Raw genomic sequence first — 16,820 nt, forward strand, 5'->3', positions numbered from 1 at the left:
GCACGACGCCGCGCCGGTGCGCGGCCTTTTAACTCGCCTCATCCCTTGGAATGCGCCGTTAACCCTTGGAAGGACTCCGTTATCCCTTGGAATGCTCCGCGAACGGTTCGCAGGTTCGGGCGGCGGCCTGGTACCGCGCGGACTTCTGGCCGAGATTCCGGCCTGCCGTGTCAAAGGTGAACCCGCCGGGTACTCCGATCCCGCCGGTGGTCGTCCGCGGGTCCGGGAAATTCGGCACACCATGCGCCCGCATGCACCGGGAGTATTTCAGGAGGTTGGCGAGTGTGCGCTGCGTCTGCGCCGCGTTCAGTTGGCCGCCGACGTCCAGCAGGTGGTTGCAGGCCCGATTGGCGTCCGCTTCCTGGCCGCTGCTGGGCTCGCTGCTCACGTCGAAGTTTCCGCTGGTGTCCGGGTCGGGGAAATCCTTCACATGGTGCGCGCGCATGCATTTCGCATAGGTGAGTGCCGCCTCCCGGCGCCCTCCGTCCGAGGGGGTGGGGCCGCTGGTGGCGGTCTTGTCCGCAGATGAGCCGCTCCCGCAGGCCGTTCCCAGCAGGCATATCAGGGTCACCGTGACCGGGCCGGCAGCGAGCCCCAATCCGGATCGCTGCTGGTCGCGTGCGCGACCAGAGGAGCCGTGCGTCCTGCGTCCGCTCATTTCGAGTCTCCTTTTTGCGGCAGAGCACCGTCACAATCAGGTCTAGGGGGCGGGCGGTGACAGGAAGGTGACAATGTCACCTGGCTGTCACCTTCGAAGGCCGTTCCGCGAAGACCTGCGATGCTGGAACCGGTGAGCGCCGATGAGAGTCCTGATCGCCGAAGACGACGACCGGCTGGCCCGCGCGCTGGCCGCGGGACTGCGCCGGCACGGAATGGCGGCCGACATCGCCCTCGACGGTGGCGACGCCCTCGACAAGCTGGCCGTGCACACCTTCGACGTCGTGGTCCTGGACCGGGACCTGCCCGGCGTGCACGGCGACGAGATCTGCCGCCGCCTGACCGCCGACCGCTCGGCGAGCCGGATCCTGATGCTCACCGCGGCGCGGTCCGTACGCGAACGGGTCGAGGGCCTGACGCTGGGCGCCGACGACTACCTGCCCAAGCCGTTCGACTTCACCGAGCTGGTGGCCCGCGTCCAGGCGCTCGCCCGGCGCCCCGGCCCTCCGCCGCCGGACACCCTCGGCTTCGCGGACCTCGTCCTGGACCCGGAACGCCGAGCGGCGGCCCGCGCCGGGCGGAAGCTGGCGCTGACGCCGAAGGAGTTCGCCGTGCTGGAGTGCCTGCTGCGGGCCGGCGGCCGGCCCGTGCGCGCGGAGGAACTCCTCCAGCGGGTGTGGGACGAGGCCATCGACCCGTTCACCACCACCGTGAAGACCACCATGGCCAGGCTGCGCGCCAAACTCGGCGACCCGCCCCTGATCGAGACCGTCCGCGACAGCGGCTACCGCATCGGAGACGCGTGATGCCCTCTGACCGGCGCGGCCCGTCCCTCACCCGGCCGGGCCCGCGACGTCGCCCCGCATGGCTGCGCCTGCCGCACCGCACCGCCCGCCTACGCCTGACCCTCCTGTACGGCGGGCTGTTCTTCGCCTGCGGAGTGATCCTCCTCGCCATCACGTACGTGCTCGTCGAACACGCCATCAACCCCGTCGGGCACATCAACGAGGCGGCCCTTCCGCCAGGTGACGTCTCCGTCTCCGGCGGCGGTCCGCTCAGCAAGGAGCAGCTTCCCGACGGACGGCTGCCGGACCTCGCCGGCCTCGAGTCCGCACTGGCCAAGCAGATGGCCGCGAGCGACCTGCACCGGGTGCTGATCGAGGCGCCCGCCGCCCAGGCGATCGTCACCCTGATCGCGCTCGTGCTCGGCTGGTTCGCGGCCGGACGCGTCCTGCGCCCGCTCGCGCTGATCACCGCGGCCGCCCGCCGCATCTCGGCCAGCAGCCTGCACAGCCGGCTGGCCCTCCGCGGCCCCGAGGACGAGCTCAAGGCACTCGGCGACACCCTCGACGAGCTGTTCGAGCGCCTCGAGGCCTCCTTCGGCGCTCAGCGGGACTTCGTCGCCAACGCCTCGCACGAGCTGCGCACCCCGCTGACCAGGGAGCGCGCCATGCTGCAGGTCGCCCTCGACGACCCCGGCGCCACCGCCGAGACCTGGCGCGAGGTCGTCGCGGAGGTGCTCGCCTCCAACGCCGAGCAGGAAGGCCTCCTGGAGGCGCTGCTCACCCTGGCGAGCAGCCAGGGCGGTCTCGGCGAACGCGAGACCGTCGACCTGGCGGACGTCACCGGCGAAGTCGTCCGCGCCGCCCGTCCGGAGGCCGCGCGGCGGGGCCTGTCGGTGGACGTAACGACGCAGCGCGCGCCGCTGCTCGGCGACAAGGTGCTCGTACGGCGGCTCCTGTCCAACCTGGTCGACAACGCCGTGCGCCACAACGTCGCGGGCGGGAAGATCGACGTCAGGATCGGGACCAGGGAGGGACGCACGGTCCTGGCGGTGGCCAACACCGGCCCGGACGTCCCGCCCGAGGCCGTCGACCGGCTGTTCCAGCCCTTCCTCCGCCTGGACGAACGCCGGGTGCGCCGCGACAACGGCCACGGCCTGGGCCTGTCCATCGTCGACGCCATCGCCACCGCGCACGGCGCCGAGATCACCGCCCGGCCGAGGACGGGCGGCGGCCTGCTCATCGAGACCGCGTTCCCCCCGGTACCGTCCGGCGACGCGTTGCGCGACCCTGCGGCCGAGCGCGGGCTCAGGCGTGGCCGACGAGGTAGCGGACGTCCTGGCTGAGGACGTAACCGCCGTCGGGGTGCGGTGAGGAGCGCAGCAGGTCGGCGACCGCCGCGCGGAGTGCGGGCCGGTCGGCATCGGGCATCGCGGCCCACATGGCGCGCTGGCCGGTCGACCAGGAGAACGCCTCCCACTGCTCGACCGTCGCGAACCGCGTGCGGAGGCGTCGGGAGACGGTCCGGACGCCGGTGAATCCGGCGGCGGTGAGAAGGGCTTCGGCCTGCTCGTCGGTGCTGCGCGGGCTCAGCGGTCCCTCGGCCCGCGCGTCGCGCGTCCCGGCCGGCAGGTACGGGAGGAACGCCTCGTCCACCGCCTGCCACCCCGCCCCGGGCCGGCCGAAGATCGAGATCGCACAGCGGCCCCCCGTTCCTCGCCCTGTCCAGGTTCTCCCGCGCCATCGCGACCATCCGCTGGGAGATGTCGATCCCGACCGCTTCCCTGACCAGCGGAGCGATCCGCGCCAGCACCGCGCCGCGTCCGCAGCCGACATCGAGCAGCCGGTCCCGCGGGCCCGGCGCGAGCAGCCATCCCCCCATTGGGAGCCATAGCGCATTCCGCGTCAAGGACACCGGCGGGTTCAGAACGGTAGTCCGGTTCCGCAGGTGATGGGGCGCGGATGTGCGGGGTCGATGGCGTTGGCGACCAGGTCGGCCACGGCGGAGTCGTAGGCGAGGCCGATGTGCCCGACGGGGTCGTCGGGGCAGTGGTCCTGGACGTAGGTGTTGGTGACGCCGGGTTCGTCGACGAAGGAGACGCCCTTCGGGGTGACCAGGACGTCAGAGGTCGAGGCGATCACGGTGTAGGTGATGCCGGGCCGGGTGATCGGGCCGCTGCCGAGCTTCGCGACGGTCGGCGCGCCGGTGGTCAGTTCCGTGCAGGCCTTGCAGCCGGCCGTCGCCATCACCTGGTCGACCTGGTCCATGATGCCGAGCCCGCGTGCGATCGCGACCAGGCCGGCGAAGGAGGTGCCGTGCGTCGGCGGAGCGATCGCCACCACCCGGTCGATCTCGGCGGCCTGGCCGGGGACGAACTTGGGGATGTAGAGCGACAGGAATCCGCCCTCGGAGTGCCCGATGAGATCCACCTTCGACGCGCCCGTCCTGGTGAGGACCTTGTCGATCAGGGCCGAGACTTCCCGGGCCGAGGAGTCGATCGGCTGGAAGCCGCCCACCGGGATCGGCGGTAGAGCCTCGCCGTAGGTCTCGGCGTAGACGCAGTATCCGGCCGCCGCGAGCGCCGGGCCGAGCGTGAGGAAGTTGCCGGGGCCGTTCCCGCCGAGCCCGTGCAGGAGCACGACGGGGTTCGGGTGCGCCGCCGAAGGGCGGCAGTCGTAGTCGTTGAACCCGGACGAGGACGCGGCGGACGCGGGGGCGGCCTGCAGCACCGGCACGGCGGCCAGCGCGGCCAGGCAGATGCCGAGTGTTCTCCGGAACGAGCTGAAGCCCATGGTGGCCTCCATGGTCGGGGGGTGGCGACGCCAGTAGAACATGGTGCCTTGTTCCGAACAAGGTGCCTTGTTGATAAATCGCGGGTGTTCCCTCCGCCGGTAGACTCACCTGCGATGAACGCTGGGAAGCCCGCGACCGGGGCACGGCCGCGGCGGATCCGGGGGCTCGACGCCGAGCAGCGCCGCGAGCAGCGTCGCCGGCAGCTCCTGGACTCGGCGCTGGAGCTGTTCGCCGAGCAGGGCTACCACGGCACCTCGATCGAGCAGATCTGCCAGCACGCCTACGTCGGCACCAAGGGCTTCTACGAGACGTTCGACGGCCGCGAGGACTGCTACATCGCCCTGCTGCAGGAGATCACCGAGCAGCTCCAGGCGTACATGCTCGAACGCCTCGAAACGGTCCGTGCCGACGGTGAACAGGCCGAGCGGATGCTGGTCGAGGCCTTCGCGCACGCCCTGATCGACGACCCGCGCCGCGCGCTGGTCACGTTCGGCGGCGCGGGCGCCATCTCCGCGGCCGTCGAGCGGCAGCGCCGCCGGAACCGGCGCTGGGCCGCCGCGTTCGTCGAGTCGCTGTGGGACCGGCACGGCGTCGCGTCCCCCGGCCCGGACGTGCGGCGCATCGCGATCGGTCTCGTCGGCGGGCTGTTCGACCTCATCTCCGACTGGCTGCTGGACGCCGATCCCCGCGACCACGAGCACGTCGAAGCGCTGATCCGCGACCTCAGCGCCTTCTACACCGTCGTCCGCGCCGGCGTCGGGTCCGCCTGACCGCACTGGACGGAGCGCAGCCCCTCGCCCGCCCGCGGCTCGCGGAGCCGCTTGGCGGTCTTCTCGCCGCATGAGGAACGTGCTGCGGCGGCCCCGGCCCCGCGTCCGTGATCGTCGACGGCCGTGCGGCGCGCACCGGAGCCGGTGTGCAAAATGCACGCCGCTCCGGTGACGTCCGGCACTGTGCCCGTCCCCGCCCGCCGGTCGAAGATCGCCTCAGGCGCCGCGGGCCGTCCCCGGGCGGCGCCGTCCCCACCACCAACGGACCCCTCGGAAGGGAGGGCCTCGTGCGGACCCGTTCCTCGCGCCCGGCGCTGCTCGCGCTCTCGCTGGGCTACTTCGCGCTGGGCACCGCCTCGCTGGCGGTCGTCGGCCTGAGCGCCCCGATCGGCCGGGACCTGCACGTCCGGCCGGCCACGGTCGGGACCCTGGTCACCGTTTTCGCGCTGGTCTTCGCCCTCGCGGCGCCCGCTGCGACGATCCTGCTCGGGCGGATGTGCCGCAAACGCGCGCTGCTGCTGGGGCTCGGGCTGCTGGCGCTCGGCGGGGTCGCCGCGGCGGTCGCCCCCGGCTACCCGGCGCTGTGCGCGGCGCGCGTGCTCGCGGGGCTCGGCGCCGCGGTGTTCGGGCCCGCCGCGTCCGCCGCGGGGTCGGCGATCGTGCCCGCCGATCAGCGCGCCCGCGCCCTCGCCACCGTCTTCGCCGGGATGACCGCCGCCTCCGTCCTCGGCGTCCCGCTGGCCTCCTCGGCGGGGGACGCGCTCGGCTGGCGCGGCACGATGCTGGGGGTCGCTGCGCTCACCGCCGTCGCGTTCGTCCTGCTCGCGCGGTTCCTGCCCGCGGTGGAGCCGGAACCGGCGCCGACCGCCCGGACGTTCGCCGGCACGCTGCGCGCCCCCGGCGCGATGCCGATGGTCGGCACCACGTTCATGATCATGACCGCGCAGTTCACCGTGTACGGCGTCGCCGGTGCCTACCTGGCCGCCCGGTTCGGCGCCGCGCAGGGCACCGTCGCGCTGGTGCTGTTCGGGTTCGGCGCGCTCGGGACGCTCGGCAACGTCCTCGGCTCCCGCCTGTACGCCAGGCTCGGCGGGACGGGGACCGTCGGCGTCGCGCTCGGCTGCTTCGCGGCCGGGTTCGCCGCGCTGACCGGCATCCCCGGATCGCTGCCGCTCGCCCTGCCCGCGCTGGCGGTGTGGGCGTTCGCGAGCGGGCTGTTCATGGCCCCGCAGCAGGCCCGGCTGGTCGAGCTGCTCCCGGAGCGGCGCGGCATCCTGCTCGCGCTGAACGCCTCCGGCCTCTACCTGGGCATGAGCCTCGGCAGCCTCGCCGGCAGCGCCCTGCTGCCCGCCCTCGGCGCGCGTTCGCTCTCCGCTCTCGCCCTGCTCCCGCTCGCCCTGGCGGCGGCCGCCCACCTGGCGTCCGTGCGCCGCACCCGGCCCGTCCGGGCCGTCACCGAGAGCCCGCTCCTCACCCACCGCTGAAAGGCCGATCGCATGTCCGAGTTCATCCGCGACTACATCGAGACCGTCTGGAACCAGGGCCGCACCGAGGAGTCCGGGCGGTTCCTCGCCGACGACCTCGTCCAGCACAACCCGCACCTGCCGGACGGGCGCAAGCCGCTCGCCGAGTTCATCGACGGCCTGCGCCGGCGACTGCCCGGCCTGCGCTTCGACGTCCGCCGGACGGCCGCCGAAGGCGACCTCGTGTTCGCGCACAGCCTCTTCACCGCCGAGCCCGGCGCCCGCGGCACCGCCGTGGTCGACGTGTTCCGCATCGCCGGCGGGCTGATCGTCGAGCACTGGGACGTGCGCGAGGACGTCCCCGAGACCACCGCCAGCGGCAACCCCGTCGCCTGACCGGCCAGGAGCGCCCCACCATGACCCACTCCCTCGAAGGCTCCCTGGCGGGGAAGAGCGCCATCGTGACCGGCGCCGCCACCGGCCTCGGCGCCCGCATCACGATCGGCCTCGCGTCCTGCGGCGCCTCGGTCGTCGTCAACCACCTGCCCGAGCAGGCCGCCGAGGCGGCCGAGGTCGTCGCGAGCCTAAAGGGGATGACCGCCATGGGACGCATCGGACGTCCCGACGAGATCGCGACGTCGTCGCCTTCCTCGCCTCGCCCGAGGCGAGCTGGGTGACCGGCCAGAACATCCGCGTCAACGGCGGCGTCGTCTGATCCCGCGCGCCCTCATCGGGACGCGGTCTCCCAGACGAACCCGTCGGGGTCGGTGAAGGTGCCGGCGTCGCCCCTGATCACGATACGGTGCGATCCGGTGCCGTCCTGGGGGACGCCGGCGTCCTTGGCGAGCGCGCGGCGCGGGTAGAGCGCCAGCGTGACGGCCGACGAGGGCGTGTCGAACTCGACGTACTTGCCGCCGAAGCTCTTCGCCACCGCGAGGCCGCGCTCGACGTAGAACCGCTTGCTCGCCTTGACGTCCGCGACGCCCAGCAGGAGCGCGACCTGGTCGATCTCCCGGGCGGCGGGGCCGGTGTCCTTCTTCTTCGAGGACGCGATCTTGCAGATCGTCCCGTCCGGGGCGCGGACGATGCCGCCGTACCCCCAGAAGCTCTTCGTGGCCGGCTTCAGGGTCGTGGCGCCGGCGTCGACGGCGGCGTTCATGAAGGCGTCGACGTTGCCGGGCTGGGACACCACGAGCGACAGCGCGAACCCGCGGAAGCCGCCGGTCGGCGCGTCCGAGGCGCGCACGTCCACGTACGGGCCCAGCCCGAAGGCCTCGTAGAAGGCCATCGCGGCCGCGGGGTCGTCGGCTTCCAGGATGACGGATCCGAGGGAGGTCATGGCATTCCCGTCCAGTGCTGTCGGTGAGGTCTCGGTGGGGGCGGTGTCGGTCACGGTCGCTCCTGGCGTCGTGGGCCTATGCGGGCCGGTCGTTCAGGTGCTCACAGCTTGTCGTCCGGCCCGCCTTGCGCGCATGCGTGGCGACCACGGATTCGCCTACGTAGAGGGGACACGGAACGCGCTCGGTGGCGTCCCGGACGGGGGCGGTGTCCGCCGTCCACTTGTGGACGCCGGTCGTCGCAGGTCGAGGGCCGGTTTCCGGATCGCGGCACCGTACGCTGGCGGCGATCTCGGGAGGTCGTGGATGGATCGGCTGTACGAACGCTCCAGCAGGCGGTGCGAGGCCGGGTCGCTCGACCCGGCGGTGCGGGACGCGATCGCCGCGCACGCCGAGGCGCACCAGCTCGGCGACGTGCTGGGCGCGGCGCGGTGGTGCTGCGCGACGCGCAGCGTGCGGCTCAAGCGCCCGGGCCTGCTCATGCGGCTGACGAAGTCCGGCGACCCCGACAAGGAGCACACCACGGTCGCGCTGATCCTGCCGCGCTACCTGGTCGTGGCCGTGGCGGGCGAGCAGCGGGGCGTCCACGTCCGGTCGATCCGCCTCGAGGACGTGAGCGTGGGCCGGGGCCTGGCCTCGGCCATCGACACGGGGGTCAGCGCGACCGGGTTGTGGACGGGGACGACGGAGCCCGCCTCGTTCTACATCGGCCTGGGCGACGACGCGGACGGCAGGGCGTTCCTCGACACCCTGCGCGGCGCGATCACCGAGGTCAAGAGCACCTGACCCCCGTCCTCCGGGACGGGCCGCCGGCCCCGAGCCTCGTCCGCGCGGGCCGCCGGCCCCGCGCCTCGTCCGTGCGGGGGCCGGTCTCGCGTAGCCGCCGCGGCTCGGCCGGGCGTCAGGACCCGTTGAAGGCCGCCGGGCCGTCTCCCTGCGTGCCGACTCCCCAGACGCCGCCGGGCACGGCGGCGAGGCCGTTCACCATGGTCCCGGACGGGATCGTCACCTTCTCCCACTTGCCGCCGCTGTAGCGGTACGGGGGCTTCGCCGGTGGCGCGGACTCCGCCGGCGCGACCCAGGGGGTCCCGGACGCGTCCACGGTCAGGTCGACGAGTTCGCCGAGCCCATCCGGGGGTGCGATCCAGGTCCACGCGGTGCCGTTCCAGTGCGCTAGACGCTGGGCCGTGATGCCCCAGACGTCGTTGGGGGAGACCGGGACGACCTTGCGGAACCAGTCGTTCTCGGAGACGGCGGGCAGCGGGACGTTCTTCCAGGCCGTGCCGTCGAAGTGCGCGGCGGCGGGCTTCTGCTGGATGCCGTTCTCGTACCCGACCGCCCACGCGTCGGTCGCGGTGAGCGCCTGCAGGTCGGCGACGTAGTCGACCCCGGGCACGTCGACGACCGTCCAGCCGTCGCCGGTGCGCTTGAACACCCGCTCCCCGGACTCCAGGTCCCAGGCGTTGACGAAGGTGCCCGCCGGACCGGTGGCGAGCACCGACACCGAGCCGGTCGGACCCGCGACCTTCTGGAACGCCGAGCCGTCGAAGCGCGCCATGTACGACCTCGAACCGGCGATCCAGGTCTCGCCCGCGCCCGAGGCGATCCGCGTGATCTCGCCCTGGCCCGTCCAGCCGTTGATCGGGTACTCCTTCCAGGACGAGCCGACCCGGCGCCGTACGACCGGGTTCCCGTCGTTGTACACGGGGCAGAGGTCGCCCCAGCGGACGCAGTACCTGCCCTGGACGCCGCCGACCCAGACACCGCCCGCGCCGTCGGCGGTGACGTCGTTGAGCCGGGCCGTCGGCCACAGGAACGGCAGGGAGACGGTGCGCAGTTCGGGCTCGGCCGCGAGGGCGGGCGCGGGAAGGGACGCGAGGACGGCGGCGGCGGTGACGGCCGCGATGGCACGTTTCATGTGAGCACTATTCGCCAAAAAGACGCCAGTGTCTACTGGGGAGGTCGGGGCGCCCCCTTCGCGCCCGTCCCCGGCCCGAGTGATGAGTTACCGGCCCCGCACCCGTCATACCTAGGACGGGACACGACGAGGCGGAAGGACGACCCCATGGGTGCGGACACACGACCGGGCGCTCTGGCGGAGGTCGACGAGCCGGCGTTCGCGGGGCTGACGGAACAGCACCGGCGGGAGCTGCACGTGCACTGCTACCGGATGCTCGGGTCGTTCGAGGACGCCGAGGACACCGTGCAGGAGACGTTCCTGCGCGCCTGGCGGCGGAGGGAGACCTTCGGGGGCCGGTCGACGCCGCGGGCCTGGCTGTACCGGATCGCCACCAACGCCTGCCTGGACCTGCTCGCCAAGCGCCGCCCGGAGCCCGCGACCGGGGGCGAGGTGCCGTGGCTGCAGCCCTACCCGGACCGGCTGCTCGACGAGCCGCCCGCCGGCGGCGCCGACGAGCCGGAGGCCGTCGCCGTCGCGCGGGAGACGATCGAGCTGGCGTACCTGGTCGCCGTCCAGCACCTCGCGCCGCGCCCCCGGGCCGTGCTGATCCTCCGGGACGTGCTCGGCTGGCCGGCCAAGGACGTCGCCGAGCTCCTCGGGGACTCCGTCAACTCGGTGAACAGCGCCCTGCAGCGGGCCCGCGCCGGCATGCGGGAGCATCTGCCCGCCGAGCGGCAGGACTGGACCGGCGGCGAGCAGGACGCCGGGACGCGCGAGGTGGTGCGCCGCTACACCGACGCCAGCGTGGCCACGGACGTCGAGGCGCTCGCCGCGCTGCTGCGCGAGGACGTCCGCTTCTCGATGCCGCCCACGCCCGGCCTGCACGTCGGCCGCGACACGGTCGTCAACGGCTGGGTCGAGGACGGCTTCGAGGGCATGGAGCGCCTGCGCACCGTCCTCACCTCCGTGAACCGGCAACCCGCCGTCGCCTTCTACCAGTGGCGGGAGCCCGAGGGCGCCTACCTGCCGCTGACGATCGACGTCCTGCGCGTCACCGGCGGCGCGATCACCGAGATCACCACCTTCCACGCCGACCGGTTCCCGCGGCTCGCGCTCCCCGAGCGCCTGCCGGAGTAGTCCCGGTTCGGACGCTCGCATCGCCACCCCTGCGCCGGTCACCGATTGATGGAGGACGACATGAACAGCACGCCTGACACCGGAGCCGCCGCAGGCCGGGCATCGGGCCAGACCGGCCACCCCCGCCGGATCCGCAGGCTCGTCGGCACCGGCTTGGTCGCCACGCTCGCAGCGGTGGCGGCCACCACGATCGCCGCTGCGCTCGCCCAGGCCGCCGGCGTCGACTTCGAGGTCCCCGACGGCGGGGAGTCGATCCCGTTGCCCGGATTCGCCGTGGTGACCGGCTTCTTCTCGGTCGTGGGCGTCGGCATCGCCGCGGCCCTCCTTCGCTGGAGCGCCCGCCCCGCCACCCGCTTCGCGTGGACGGCGGCGTCACTGACCGCGATCTCGATGGCCGCGCCCCTCCTCGCCGGAGGGAACACCGCCACCACCACCGCCCTCCTCGCACTGCACCTCGTCCCGGCGGCGGTGATGATCCCCACCCTGACGCGGAGCCTCTCCTGTCCATGAGGGCAGTGACGTTTGGTAACGCGCACGCTATGATTGGCTACGCACAGTGATAACCGGTGACTTGGTACCAGGGTTCCGAGGATCGGATGGACACCAGGATGGCGACCTGCCTCACCCGCACGACCCGCCTGCTGGTGCTGGTGCTCGCCCTGCTGCTGACCGGACACCTTGCCGCCAATCCCGACGGACATCACCAGACCACCCGCCTGCCGCTCGCAGGCGCGCAGCATGGCCAGGGCGCACAGGCGGAGACGCTCGCACGAGGCGTCGCCGTCGTCTCCCTGGTGGCGGACGCGATCGCCGCCGCCCACGGAGAGAAGGACGCGCATCCTCGCTGGTACACCGCCGGCCAACGCGAGCGAGGCATCGCACCGCGTCAGCGGCTCATCGGCGAGGCGCCGACCGCCTCCCGAGCGTTTGCGGGCTGCCATCTCAGCGCCGTCGCATCCGGAACAGGCCTGGAACGCGGTTCCGGCCTCTGCCGTCCCCCGTCGAGGAAATGGCGTGCCGAGAGCCAGGCGGCGTACTCCTTGACGCCGTCGTCGCTGCAGATCTTCCGACTCTGATCGAACGCCACGCGCCTCGGGCAGGCCGCCCGCGATCTCGCCCTGCGCGAGCGGCGCGGTCTTGCCGATCACCCCCTCATTCCACCGACCGTGGGAGACCCGCCATGGAGTCGCTGATCCAGCATGCCCGCACCATCACCCCGCACTCGTCCGCGAGCCCGCATCCCCATCCCCGGACCGGAACGAGCACCACGGCGCCGCAGCGGCCCGAAGCGCTGTTCATCGCCTGCTCTGACGCCCGCGTCTCGCCGGCCTTCCTCACCGGCGCCCGGCCGGGCCAGCTCTTCGAGCTGCGCAACGTCGGCAACGTCGTCCCGCCGTACCGGCCCGGCCGTCCCACCGGTGAAGCCGCCACCATCGAGTACGCGGTCGGCGTCCTAGGCGTCACCGACATCGTGGTCTGCGGTCACTCCGACTGCGGCGCCGTCCGCACGCTCCGGCCCGGAGGCCTCTCGTTCAGCGCGTTCACCACCTGGTGGTGGCTCACCCGCACCAACCAGCGTTCTCGGCAGGCCGCGTCGGCCGCCCCCGCTGATCCTGGGCAGCTCCACCTCCTGGCGCAGCTGGAGAAGCTCCGCCGCTATCCCAAGGTCGCGCGCGGCCTCGCTCATGGCCGCCTGCGCGTCCACGGCTGGTTCTACAACCTGTCCGACGGCCGGATCCTCGCCGCGCCGACCGAGAACTCCGCATCTTCTTTCGCTCCGCTGTGACGCCGGCTGCTCCCGCAGGGCCGCGCGGCGGCCGGGCGGTCTTCTCCGGCCGCCATGTGGCCCTGACGTGGTAGGCGGCCCCGTCCGGCGGATCCTTACGGGGGGTCAGCGGAGGACGGGGTCGCCTCCGCCGGTGAGCGCGGCCAGCTCGGCGCGGGTGGGCAGGCCCTCCCAGTCGCCGTCGCAGGTCACGTTGACGGCCGCGGTGCGGGCGGCCGTCTCCAGGCACTCCGCCGCCGTGCGGCCGAGCGCCAGGTCGGCGAGGAACCCGGCGGCGAACGCGTCGCCCGCCCCGACCGGGTCGCGTTCCGGGACGGTGAGCAGCGGCGCCGCCGCGAACTCGCCGTCCGCGAGGGCGAGCGCTCCTTCGGCGCCGAGCTTGACGACGACCTGGCGCGGCCCGAGGCCGGCGAGGGCGAGCGCCGCCTCACGCGGCGTGCCGCGGGCACCGGTGAGTAGGGCCGCCTCCGCCTCTCCGGCGAACAGCACGTCGGCCTGCCGGGCGAGGTCGCGCAGCGGCCCGGCCGGCTCGGCGGCAGACCACAGCGCGGAGCGGTGGTTCACGTCGAACGACACGGTCACGCCGTGGTCGCGCGCGAGCCGGACGGCCTTGCGCACCGCTTCGTCCGCGGACGGCGAGAGGGCGGGCGTGATGCCGGTGACGTGCAGGACGGCCGCGTCCCGCACGTGCTCCTCCCGCACGTGCTCGGGTGACAGCAGCGCGCCCGCGCAGTGCCGCCGGTAGTAGGAGACGCGGGTCGTGGCGGCGGTGCGCCGCTCCTTGAGGATGAGGCTCGTCGGCGCGTCGGCCGTGATGGCGATCCCGTCGGTCAGGACGCCCTCGGCGCGCAGCCGCATCGCGATGAGGCGGCCGAGCTCGTCGTCACCGACGACGCCGACCCAGCGGGCCGCGCCGCCCAGCCGGCACGTGCCGATCGCGACCGTCGACTCGGCGCCCGCCATGGACACCGCCATCGTCCCGCCCATCCGCAGCGGCGCGGCGTCCGCCGACCGGAACGCGGCCATCGTCTCGCCGTAGGTGAGGATCACAGCGCCGCCCAGACGCGGGCGCGCTCGTGCAGGGCGTCGAGGTCGCCGGTCACCAGGGCGTCGCCGGCCAGCGGCGACCCGACGCCGACCGCCGCCGCCCCGGCCGCGAGGAACGCGCGGGCCGCCGCCAGGTCGACCCCGCCGGTCGGGACGAACGCGATGTCGGGGAACGGCTGGCGCAGCGCCGCCAGGTAGCCGGGCCCGACCGTCCCCGCCGGGAAGATCTTCACGTAGGACGCCCCGGCGGCGTGCGCGGCGAGCACCTCGGTGGGGGAGAGGGCGCCGGCGTACACCGGCACGCCGTGCTCGGCGCCGTAGGCGATGGCGTCGGGCACGACGGCCGGCGTGACGAGGAACGCGGCTCCCGCGCCGACCGCGTCCCTCGCGTCCTGGAGGGTCCGCACCGTCCCGGCGCCGACCCCGTCCAGCCGCTCGATGGCGCGCAGCGCGCCCGGGGTGGTGAGCGGCAGTTCGACGAGCGGGAGTCCCGCGTCGCGCAGCACGGTCGCCGCCCGGACGAGGTGGCGGTCGTCCGGGCCGCGCAGGATCGCCACGACCTTCGAGCCGGTTTCCGGGGCGGGGCTCACAGCGACTTCTCCATCCGCTTCCCAGTGGCGGGGCCCGCGTCGATGCGCTCGCCCGCGAAATGGCAGGCGACGTGCCGTCCCGGCGCGACCTCCCGCAGCGGCGGCGCCTCGGTCGCGCAGACGGTCCGCTCGGGACGGACGGCCGGGCCGATCGGGCAGCGGCCGTGGAACCGGCAGGCGGGCGGCGGGTTCAGCGGCGACGGGACGTCCCCGGCGAGGGTGATCCGGCGGCGCTCGCGCTCGCCGGCCGGGTCGGGCTCGGGGACGGCGGACAGCAGCGCCGCCGTGTACGGGTGCTGCGGGTCGGCGGTGACCTCCCCGGCCGGGCCCAGCTCGACGATCTGCCCGAGGTACATGACCGCGATCCGGTGCGAGATCCGCCGGACGGCGGCCAGGTCGTGCGCGATGAACAGGTACGCCAGGCCGAGCCGCCGCTGCAGGTCCAGCAGCAGGTCGACGATCTGCTGCTGCAGCGACACGTCCAGCGCGGAGATCGCCTCGTCGCAGACGACCAGCCGCGGCTCGACGGCGAGCGTGCGGGCGATCGCGATGCGCTGCCGCTGACCGCCGGAGAACTCGTGCGGGTACCGGCCGGCCATGTCCGGGTCGAGGCCGACGAGCTCCAGCAGCTCCGCGACCCGCTTCCCGGTGTCGCCGTCGTAGCCGTTGACCTCCAGCGGCTCGCGCAGCAGCGCGCCGATCGTCATCCGCGGGTTGAGCGAGCCGTAGGGGTCCTGGAACACCATCTGCACGCCGCGCCGCACCCTGCGCAGCGACCGGCGGTTCAGCTCCACGCCGTCGACGGTGACGCTGCCGCCGGTCGGCTCGTGGATGCCGAGCACCACCTTGCCGAGCGTGGACTTCCCGCAGCCGGACTCGCCGACGAGCCCGAGCGTCTCGCCGGGCGCGACCGTGAGGCTGACCTCGTCGACCGACCGCACGACGGACGTCCTGCGGCTGAACGGCTTGCGGCTGGTGAAGTGGCGGCTCACCGACCGGGTCTCCAGCAGCACGCCGTCGCCCGGCTCCGGCAGGTCGCGGGGACCGGACAGGCGCGGCACCGCGTCCAGCAGGGCGCGCGTGTAGTCGTGCTCGGGCGCGGTGAACAGCCGGTCCACCGGGCCCTGCTCGACGACCTTCCCCCGGTACATGACGACGGCCCGCGAGCACAGCCGCGCGACGACGCCGAGGTTGTGGGTGATGAGCAGCACCGCGGTGCCGAGGTCGCGGTTGAGGCCGGCGAGCAGGTCGAGGATCTGCGCCTGGACGGTCACGTCCAGCGCGGTCGTCGGCTCGTCCGCGATGATGAGGTCCGGCTTGTTCGCCAGCGCCATCGCGATCATCACGCGCTGGCGCATCCCGCCGGAGAACGCGTGCGGATGGTCGCCGAGCCGGGCCTCCGGGTCGGGGATGCCGACCTGCGTCATCACCTCGACGGCGCGGTCGCGGGCCGCCTGCCGGCCCATCCCGCGGATCCCCTCGGTGATCTGGTCGCGGACGCGCATCACCGGGTTCAGCGACGACATCGGGTCCTGGAACACCATCCCGATCCGGGCGCCGCGCACCTCCCGCAGCTCGTTCTCGCTCAGCGACAGCAGGTCGCGGCCCTGGAACAGGACCGTCCCGCCCTCGACGCGGCCGGGACGGCGCACCATGTTGAGGATGGACATCGCGGTCACGGACTTGCCGGACCCCGACTCGCCCACCAGCGCGACGGTCTCCCCGGCGTCCACGCCGAAACTCACGCCGTCCACGGCGGTCAGGCCCGGGAACCGGGTGACGAGGTCGTTCACTTCGAGCACTTAGAGCACCTCCGGGAGGCGGACGGTGAGCCCGCCGTCGACGGGGATCACGGCGCCGGTGACGTAGGACGCCTCCGGGGAGGCCAGGAACGCGACCACGCGGGCGACCTCCTCGGGCGTCCCGGCGCGGCGGAGCGGATAGGCCTGGACGCGGCCGGCCATCGCGGCCCCGTCCGACCAGATGTGCCGGTTGCGTTCGACGGCGATGAAGCCGGGGGAGACGGCGTTGACCCGGACGCCCTGCGGGCCCCATTCGAGCGCGGCCGTCCGGGTGAACGCGGCGAGCCCGGCCTTGGCGGCGGAGTAGGCGGCGAAACCGGGCGCCGCCATGCCCGCGTGGACGGACGCGACGTTGACGATCGCGCGATCCCCGCCGTCCCCGTCCGCGCCTTCCGCCGCGGCGAACGCCCGGGACAGCCGGACGGCGGCGTGCAGCGAGACCTCGAAGGTGCGGTGCCAGCCGTCCGGCGTCCCTTCGGCGATCGGCGCGCGTTCCTCCGCGAACGCGCAGTTGACCAGCACGGACGGCGGTCGCGGGCAGGCGGCGAGCACGCGTTCGGGGGCGTCGGCGCCGGTGATGTCGAGGCGCAGCCCGCTTCCCGCCGCGACGTCGACGCCGATCACCGTGTCGCCGCGCTCGGCGAACGCGGCGGCGATAGCGGCGCCGATGCCGCCGGCCGCGCCGGTGACGACGGCGACCCGTCCGGTCGCGTTCTTGCCGGTCGCGTTCGTTCCGGGCACAGGGTTCTTTCCGG

The 16,820-nt window shown here is 73.7% G+C and carries 20 protein-coding genes and 1 pseudogene; 11 read left to right on the forward strand and 10 right to left on the reverse strand.

What is annotated here, in order from left to right; genetic code table 11:
- Nucleotides 1-79: 79 nt before the first annotated feature.
- Entirely contained in the window at nucleotides 80-658 is a 579-nt protein-coding gene (locus AB0C78_RS28635; RefSeq protein ID WP_360753627.1) for a hypothetical protein, read from the reverse strand.
- Nucleotides 659-800: 142 nt separating this feature from the next.
- Here AB0C78_RS28635 and AB0C78_RS28640 point away from each other — a divergent pair, with 142 nt between their 5' ends.
- Together AB0C78_RS28640 and AB0C78_RS28645 are read left to right on the forward strand one after the other, a co-directional pair.
- Nucleotides 801-1,463, forward strand: coding sequence for a response regulator transcription factor (locus tag AB0C78_RS28640; protein ID WP_360753629.1), 663 nt, complete (start codon nucleotides 801-803; stop codon nucleotides 1,461-1,463).
- Entirely contained in the window at nucleotides 1,463-2,785 is a 1,323-nt protein-coding gene (locus tag AB0C78_RS28645; RefSeq protein WP_360753631.1) for an ATP-binding protein, read from the forward strand. Before AB0C78_RS28640 ends, AB0C78_RS28645 begins: the two co-directional genes overlap by 1 nt.
- On the opposite strand, the gene AB0C78_RS28650 is transcribed toward AB0C78_RS28645, so the two are convergent.
- From AB0C78_RS28650 to AB0C78_RS28660, 3 genes and pseudogenes are all read right to left on the reverse strand, one after another.
- Nucleotides 2,748-3,095 carry a hypothetical protein gene (locus AB0C78_RS28650; protein ID WP_360753633.1) on the reverse strand — a complete coding sequence of 116 codons (348 nt, stop codon included), beginning with the start codon at nucleotides 3,093-3,095 and terminating at the stop codon, nucleotides 2,748-2,750. The two genes, AB0C78_RS28645 and AB0C78_RS28650, sit on opposite strands and share 38 nt — an antisense overlap.
- A 70-nt stretch (nucleotides 3,096-3,165) precedes the next feature.
- Nucleotides 3,166-3,321: pseudogene (locus tag AB0C78_RS28655) on the reverse strand (methyltransferase domain-containing protein); the annotation flags it as partial.
- A gap of 41 nt (nucleotides 3,322-3,362) precedes the next feature.
- A complete protein-coding gene (locus tag AB0C78_RS28660) occupies nucleotides 3,363-4,232 on the reverse strand; it encodes an alpha/beta fold hydrolase (protein WP_360753635.1) in 870 nt (289 codons plus the stop codon).
- A gap of 114 nt (nucleotides 4,233-4,346) precedes the next feature.
- On the opposite strand from AB0C78_RS28660, the gene AB0C78_RS28665 reads away from it, so the two are divergent.
- The 4 genes from AB0C78_RS28665 to AB0C78_RS28680 all read left to right on the forward strand — a co-directional run bounded on the left by AB0C78_RS28665 (nucleotide 4,347) and on the right by AB0C78_RS28680 (nucleotide 7,143).
- Nucleotides 4,347-5,003 carry a TetR/AcrR family transcriptional regulator gene (locus tag AB0C78_RS28665; protein WP_360753637.1) on the forward strand — a complete coding sequence of 219 codons (657 nt, stop codon included), beginning with the start codon at nucleotides 4,347-4,349 and terminating at the stop codon, nucleotides 5,001-5,003.
- 287 nt (nucleotides 5,004-5,290) lie between these two features.
- Nucleotides 5,291-6,487 (forward strand): MFS transporter, encoded by a 1,197-nt coding sequence (locus tag AB0C78_RS28670; RefSeq protein ID WP_360753640.1) that lies wholly within the window; start codon nucleotides 5,291-5,293, stop codon nucleotides 6,485-6,487.
- A 12-nt stretch (nucleotides 6,488-6,499) separates the two neighbouring features.
- Nucleotides 6,500-6,862, forward strand: coding sequence for a nuclear transport factor 2 family protein (locus AB0C78_RS28675; RefSeq protein ID WP_360753643.1), 363 nt, complete (start codon nucleotides 6,500-6,502; stop codon nucleotides 6,860-6,862).
- 20 nt (nucleotides 6,863-6,882) lie between these two features.
- Entirely contained in the window at nucleotides 6,883-7,143 is a 261-nt protein-coding gene (locus AB0C78_RS28680) for a hypothetical protein (RefSeq protein ID WP_360753646.1), read from the forward strand.
- A gap of 50 nt (nucleotides 7,144-7,193) precedes the next feature.
- On the opposite strand, the gene AB0C78_RS28685 is transcribed toward AB0C78_RS28680, so the two are convergent.
- A complete protein-coding gene (locus AB0C78_RS28685; RefSeq protein ID WP_360753796.1) occupies nucleotides 7,194-7,805 on the reverse strand; it encodes a glyoxalase in 612 nt (203 codons plus the stop codon).
- Nucleotides 7,806-8,109: 304 nt separating this feature from the next.
- Here AB0C78_RS28685 and AB0C78_RS28690 point away from each other — a divergent pair, with 304 nt between their 5' ends.
- Nucleotides 8,110-8,589, forward strand: a complete 480-nt coding sequence (locus AB0C78_RS28690; protein ID WP_360753648.1) for a hypothetical protein — start codon at nucleotides 8,110-8,112, stop codon at nucleotides 8,587-8,589.
- A gap of 115 nt (nucleotides 8,590-8,704) precedes the next feature.
- On the opposite strand, the gene AB0C78_RS28695 is transcribed toward AB0C78_RS28690, so the two are convergent.
- On the reverse strand, nucleotides 8,705-9,721 hold the full coding sequence (locus AB0C78_RS28695; RefSeq protein ID WP_360753651.1) for a hypothetical protein: 1,017 nt from the start codon (nucleotides 9,719-9,721) through the stop codon (nucleotides 8,705-8,707).
- A gap of 147 nt (nucleotides 9,722-9,868) precedes the next feature.
- On the opposite strand from AB0C78_RS28695, the gene AB0C78_RS28700 reads away from it, so the two are divergent.
- The 4 genes from AB0C78_RS28700 (at nucleotide 9,869) to AB0C78_RS28715 (ending at nucleotide 12,626) form a co-directional block, all read left to right on the forward strand.
- On the forward strand, nucleotides 9,869-10,840 hold the full coding sequence (locus AB0C78_RS28700; protein ID WP_360753654.1) for an RNA polymerase subunit sigma-70: 972 nt from the start codon (nucleotides 9,869-9,871) through the stop codon (nucleotides 10,838-10,840).
- Nucleotides 10,841-10,900: 60 nt separating this feature from the next.
- A complete protein-coding gene (locus AB0C78_RS28705) occupies nucleotides 10,901-11,350 on the forward strand; it encodes a DUF6069 family protein (protein WP_360753657.1) in 450 nt (149 codons plus the stop codon).
- Nucleotides 11,351-11,436: 86 nt separating this feature from the next.
- On the forward strand, nucleotides 11,437-11,916 hold the full coding sequence (locus tag AB0C78_RS28710) for a hypothetical protein (RefSeq protein ID WP_360753659.1): 480 nt from the start codon (nucleotides 11,437-11,439) through the stop codon (nucleotides 11,914-11,916).
- Between the two features lie 104 nt (nucleotides 11,917-12,020).
- Nucleotides 12,021-12,626, forward strand: a complete 606-nt coding sequence (locus AB0C78_RS28715) for a carbonic anhydrase (protein WP_360753662.1) — start codon at nucleotides 12,021-12,023, stop codon at nucleotides 12,624-12,626.
- Nucleotides 12,627-12,731: 105 nt separating this feature from the next.
- Here AB0C78_RS28715 and AB0C78_RS28720 read toward each other — a convergent pair whose 3' ends face one another.
- The 4 genes from AB0C78_RS28720 to AB0C78_RS28735 are packed head-to-tail and all read right to left on the reverse strand — an operon-like array spanning nucleotide 12,732 to nucleotide 16,806.
- Nucleotides 12,732-13,676, reverse strand: coding sequence for a sugar kinase (locus AB0C78_RS28720; protein ID WP_360753664.1), 945 nt, complete (start codon nucleotides 13,674-13,676; stop codon nucleotides 12,732-12,734).
- On the reverse strand, nucleotides 13,673-14,263 hold the full coding sequence (locus AB0C78_RS28725; protein ID WP_360753666.1) for a bifunctional 4-hydroxy-2-oxoglutarate aldolase/2-dehydro-3-deoxy-phosphogluconate aldolase: 591 nt from the start codon (nucleotides 14,261-14,263) through the stop codon (nucleotides 13,673-13,675). Before AB0C78_RS28725 ends, AB0C78_RS28720 begins: the two co-directional genes overlap by 4 nt.
- Nucleotides 14,260-16,065 carry an ABC transporter ATP-binding protein gene (locus AB0C78_RS28730; protein ID WP_360753668.1) on the reverse strand — a complete coding sequence of 602 codons (1,806 nt, stop codon included), beginning with the start codon at nucleotides 16,063-16,065 and terminating at the stop codon, nucleotides 14,260-14,262. Before AB0C78_RS28730 ends, AB0C78_RS28725 begins: the two co-directional genes overlap by 4 nt.
- Entirely contained in the window at nucleotides 16,066-16,806 is a 741-nt protein-coding gene (locus tag AB0C78_RS28735; protein WP_360753671.1) for an SDR family oxidoreductase, read from the reverse strand.
- Nucleotides 16,807-16,820 lie beyond the last annotated feature (14 nt).

Origin of the sequence: Actinomadura sp. NPDC048394 (genome assembly GCF_040651755.1) — a bacterium.
Taxonomy (GTDB): domain Bacteria; phylum Actinomycetota; class Actinomycetes; order Streptosporangiales; family Streptosporangiaceae; genus Spirillospora; species Spirillospora montaniterrae.

Coding starts and splice junctions, on each gene's coding strand:
- AB0C78_RS28635 (WP_360753627.1), bottom strand. CDS start 658: ATGAGCGGACGCAGGACGCACGGCTCCTCTGGTCGCGCACGCGACCAG.
- AB0C78_RS28640 (WP_360753629.1), top strand. CDS start 801: ATGAGAGTCCTGATCGCCGAAGACGACGACCGGCTGGCCCGCGCGCTG.
- AB0C78_RS28645 (WP_360753631.1), top strand. CDS start 1,463: ATGCCCTCTGACCGGCGCGGCCCGTCCCTCACCCGGCCGGGCCCGCGA.
- AB0C78_RS28660 (WP_360753635.1), bottom strand. CDS start 4,232: ATGGGCTTCAGCTCGTTCCGGAGAACACTCGGCATCTGCCTGGCCGCG.
- AB0C78_RS28665 (WP_360753637.1), top strand. CDS start 4,347: ATGAACGCTGGGAAGCCCGCGACCGGGGCACGGCCGCGGCGGATCCGG.
- AB0C78_RS28675 (WP_360753643.1), top strand. CDS start 6,500: ATGTCCGAGTTCATCCGCGACTACATCGAGACCGTCTGGAACCAGGGC.
- AB0C78_RS28680 (WP_360753646.1), top strand. CDS start 6,883: ATGACCCACTCCCTCGAAGGCTCCCTGGCGGGGAAGAGCGCCATCGTG.
- AB0C78_RS28685 (WP_360753796.1), bottom strand. CDS start 7,805: ATGACCTCCCTCGGATCCGTCATCCTGGAAGCCGACGACCCCGCGGCC.
- AB0C78_RS28690 (WP_360753648.1), top strand. CDS start 8,110: ATGGATCGGCTGTACGAACGCTCCAGCAGGCGGTGCGAGGCCGGGTCG.
- AB0C78_RS28695 (WP_360753651.1), bottom strand. CDS start 9,721: ATGAAACGTGCCATCGCGGCCGTCACCGCCGCCGCCGTCCTCGCGTCC.
- AB0C78_RS28700 (WP_360753654.1), top strand. CDS start 9,869: ATGGGTGCGGACACACGACCGGGCGCTCTGGCGGAGGTCGACGAGCCG.
- AB0C78_RS28705 (WP_360753657.1), top strand. CDS start 10,901: ATGAACAGCACGCCTGACACCGGAGCCGCCGCAGGCCGGGCATCGGGC.
- AB0C78_RS28710 (WP_360753659.1), top strand. CDS start 11,437: ATGGACACCAGGATGGCGACCTGCCTCACCCGCACGACCCGCCTGCTG.
- AB0C78_RS28715 (WP_360753662.1), top strand. CDS start 12,021: ATGGAGTCGCTGATCCAGCATGCCCGCACCATCACCCCGCACTCGTCC.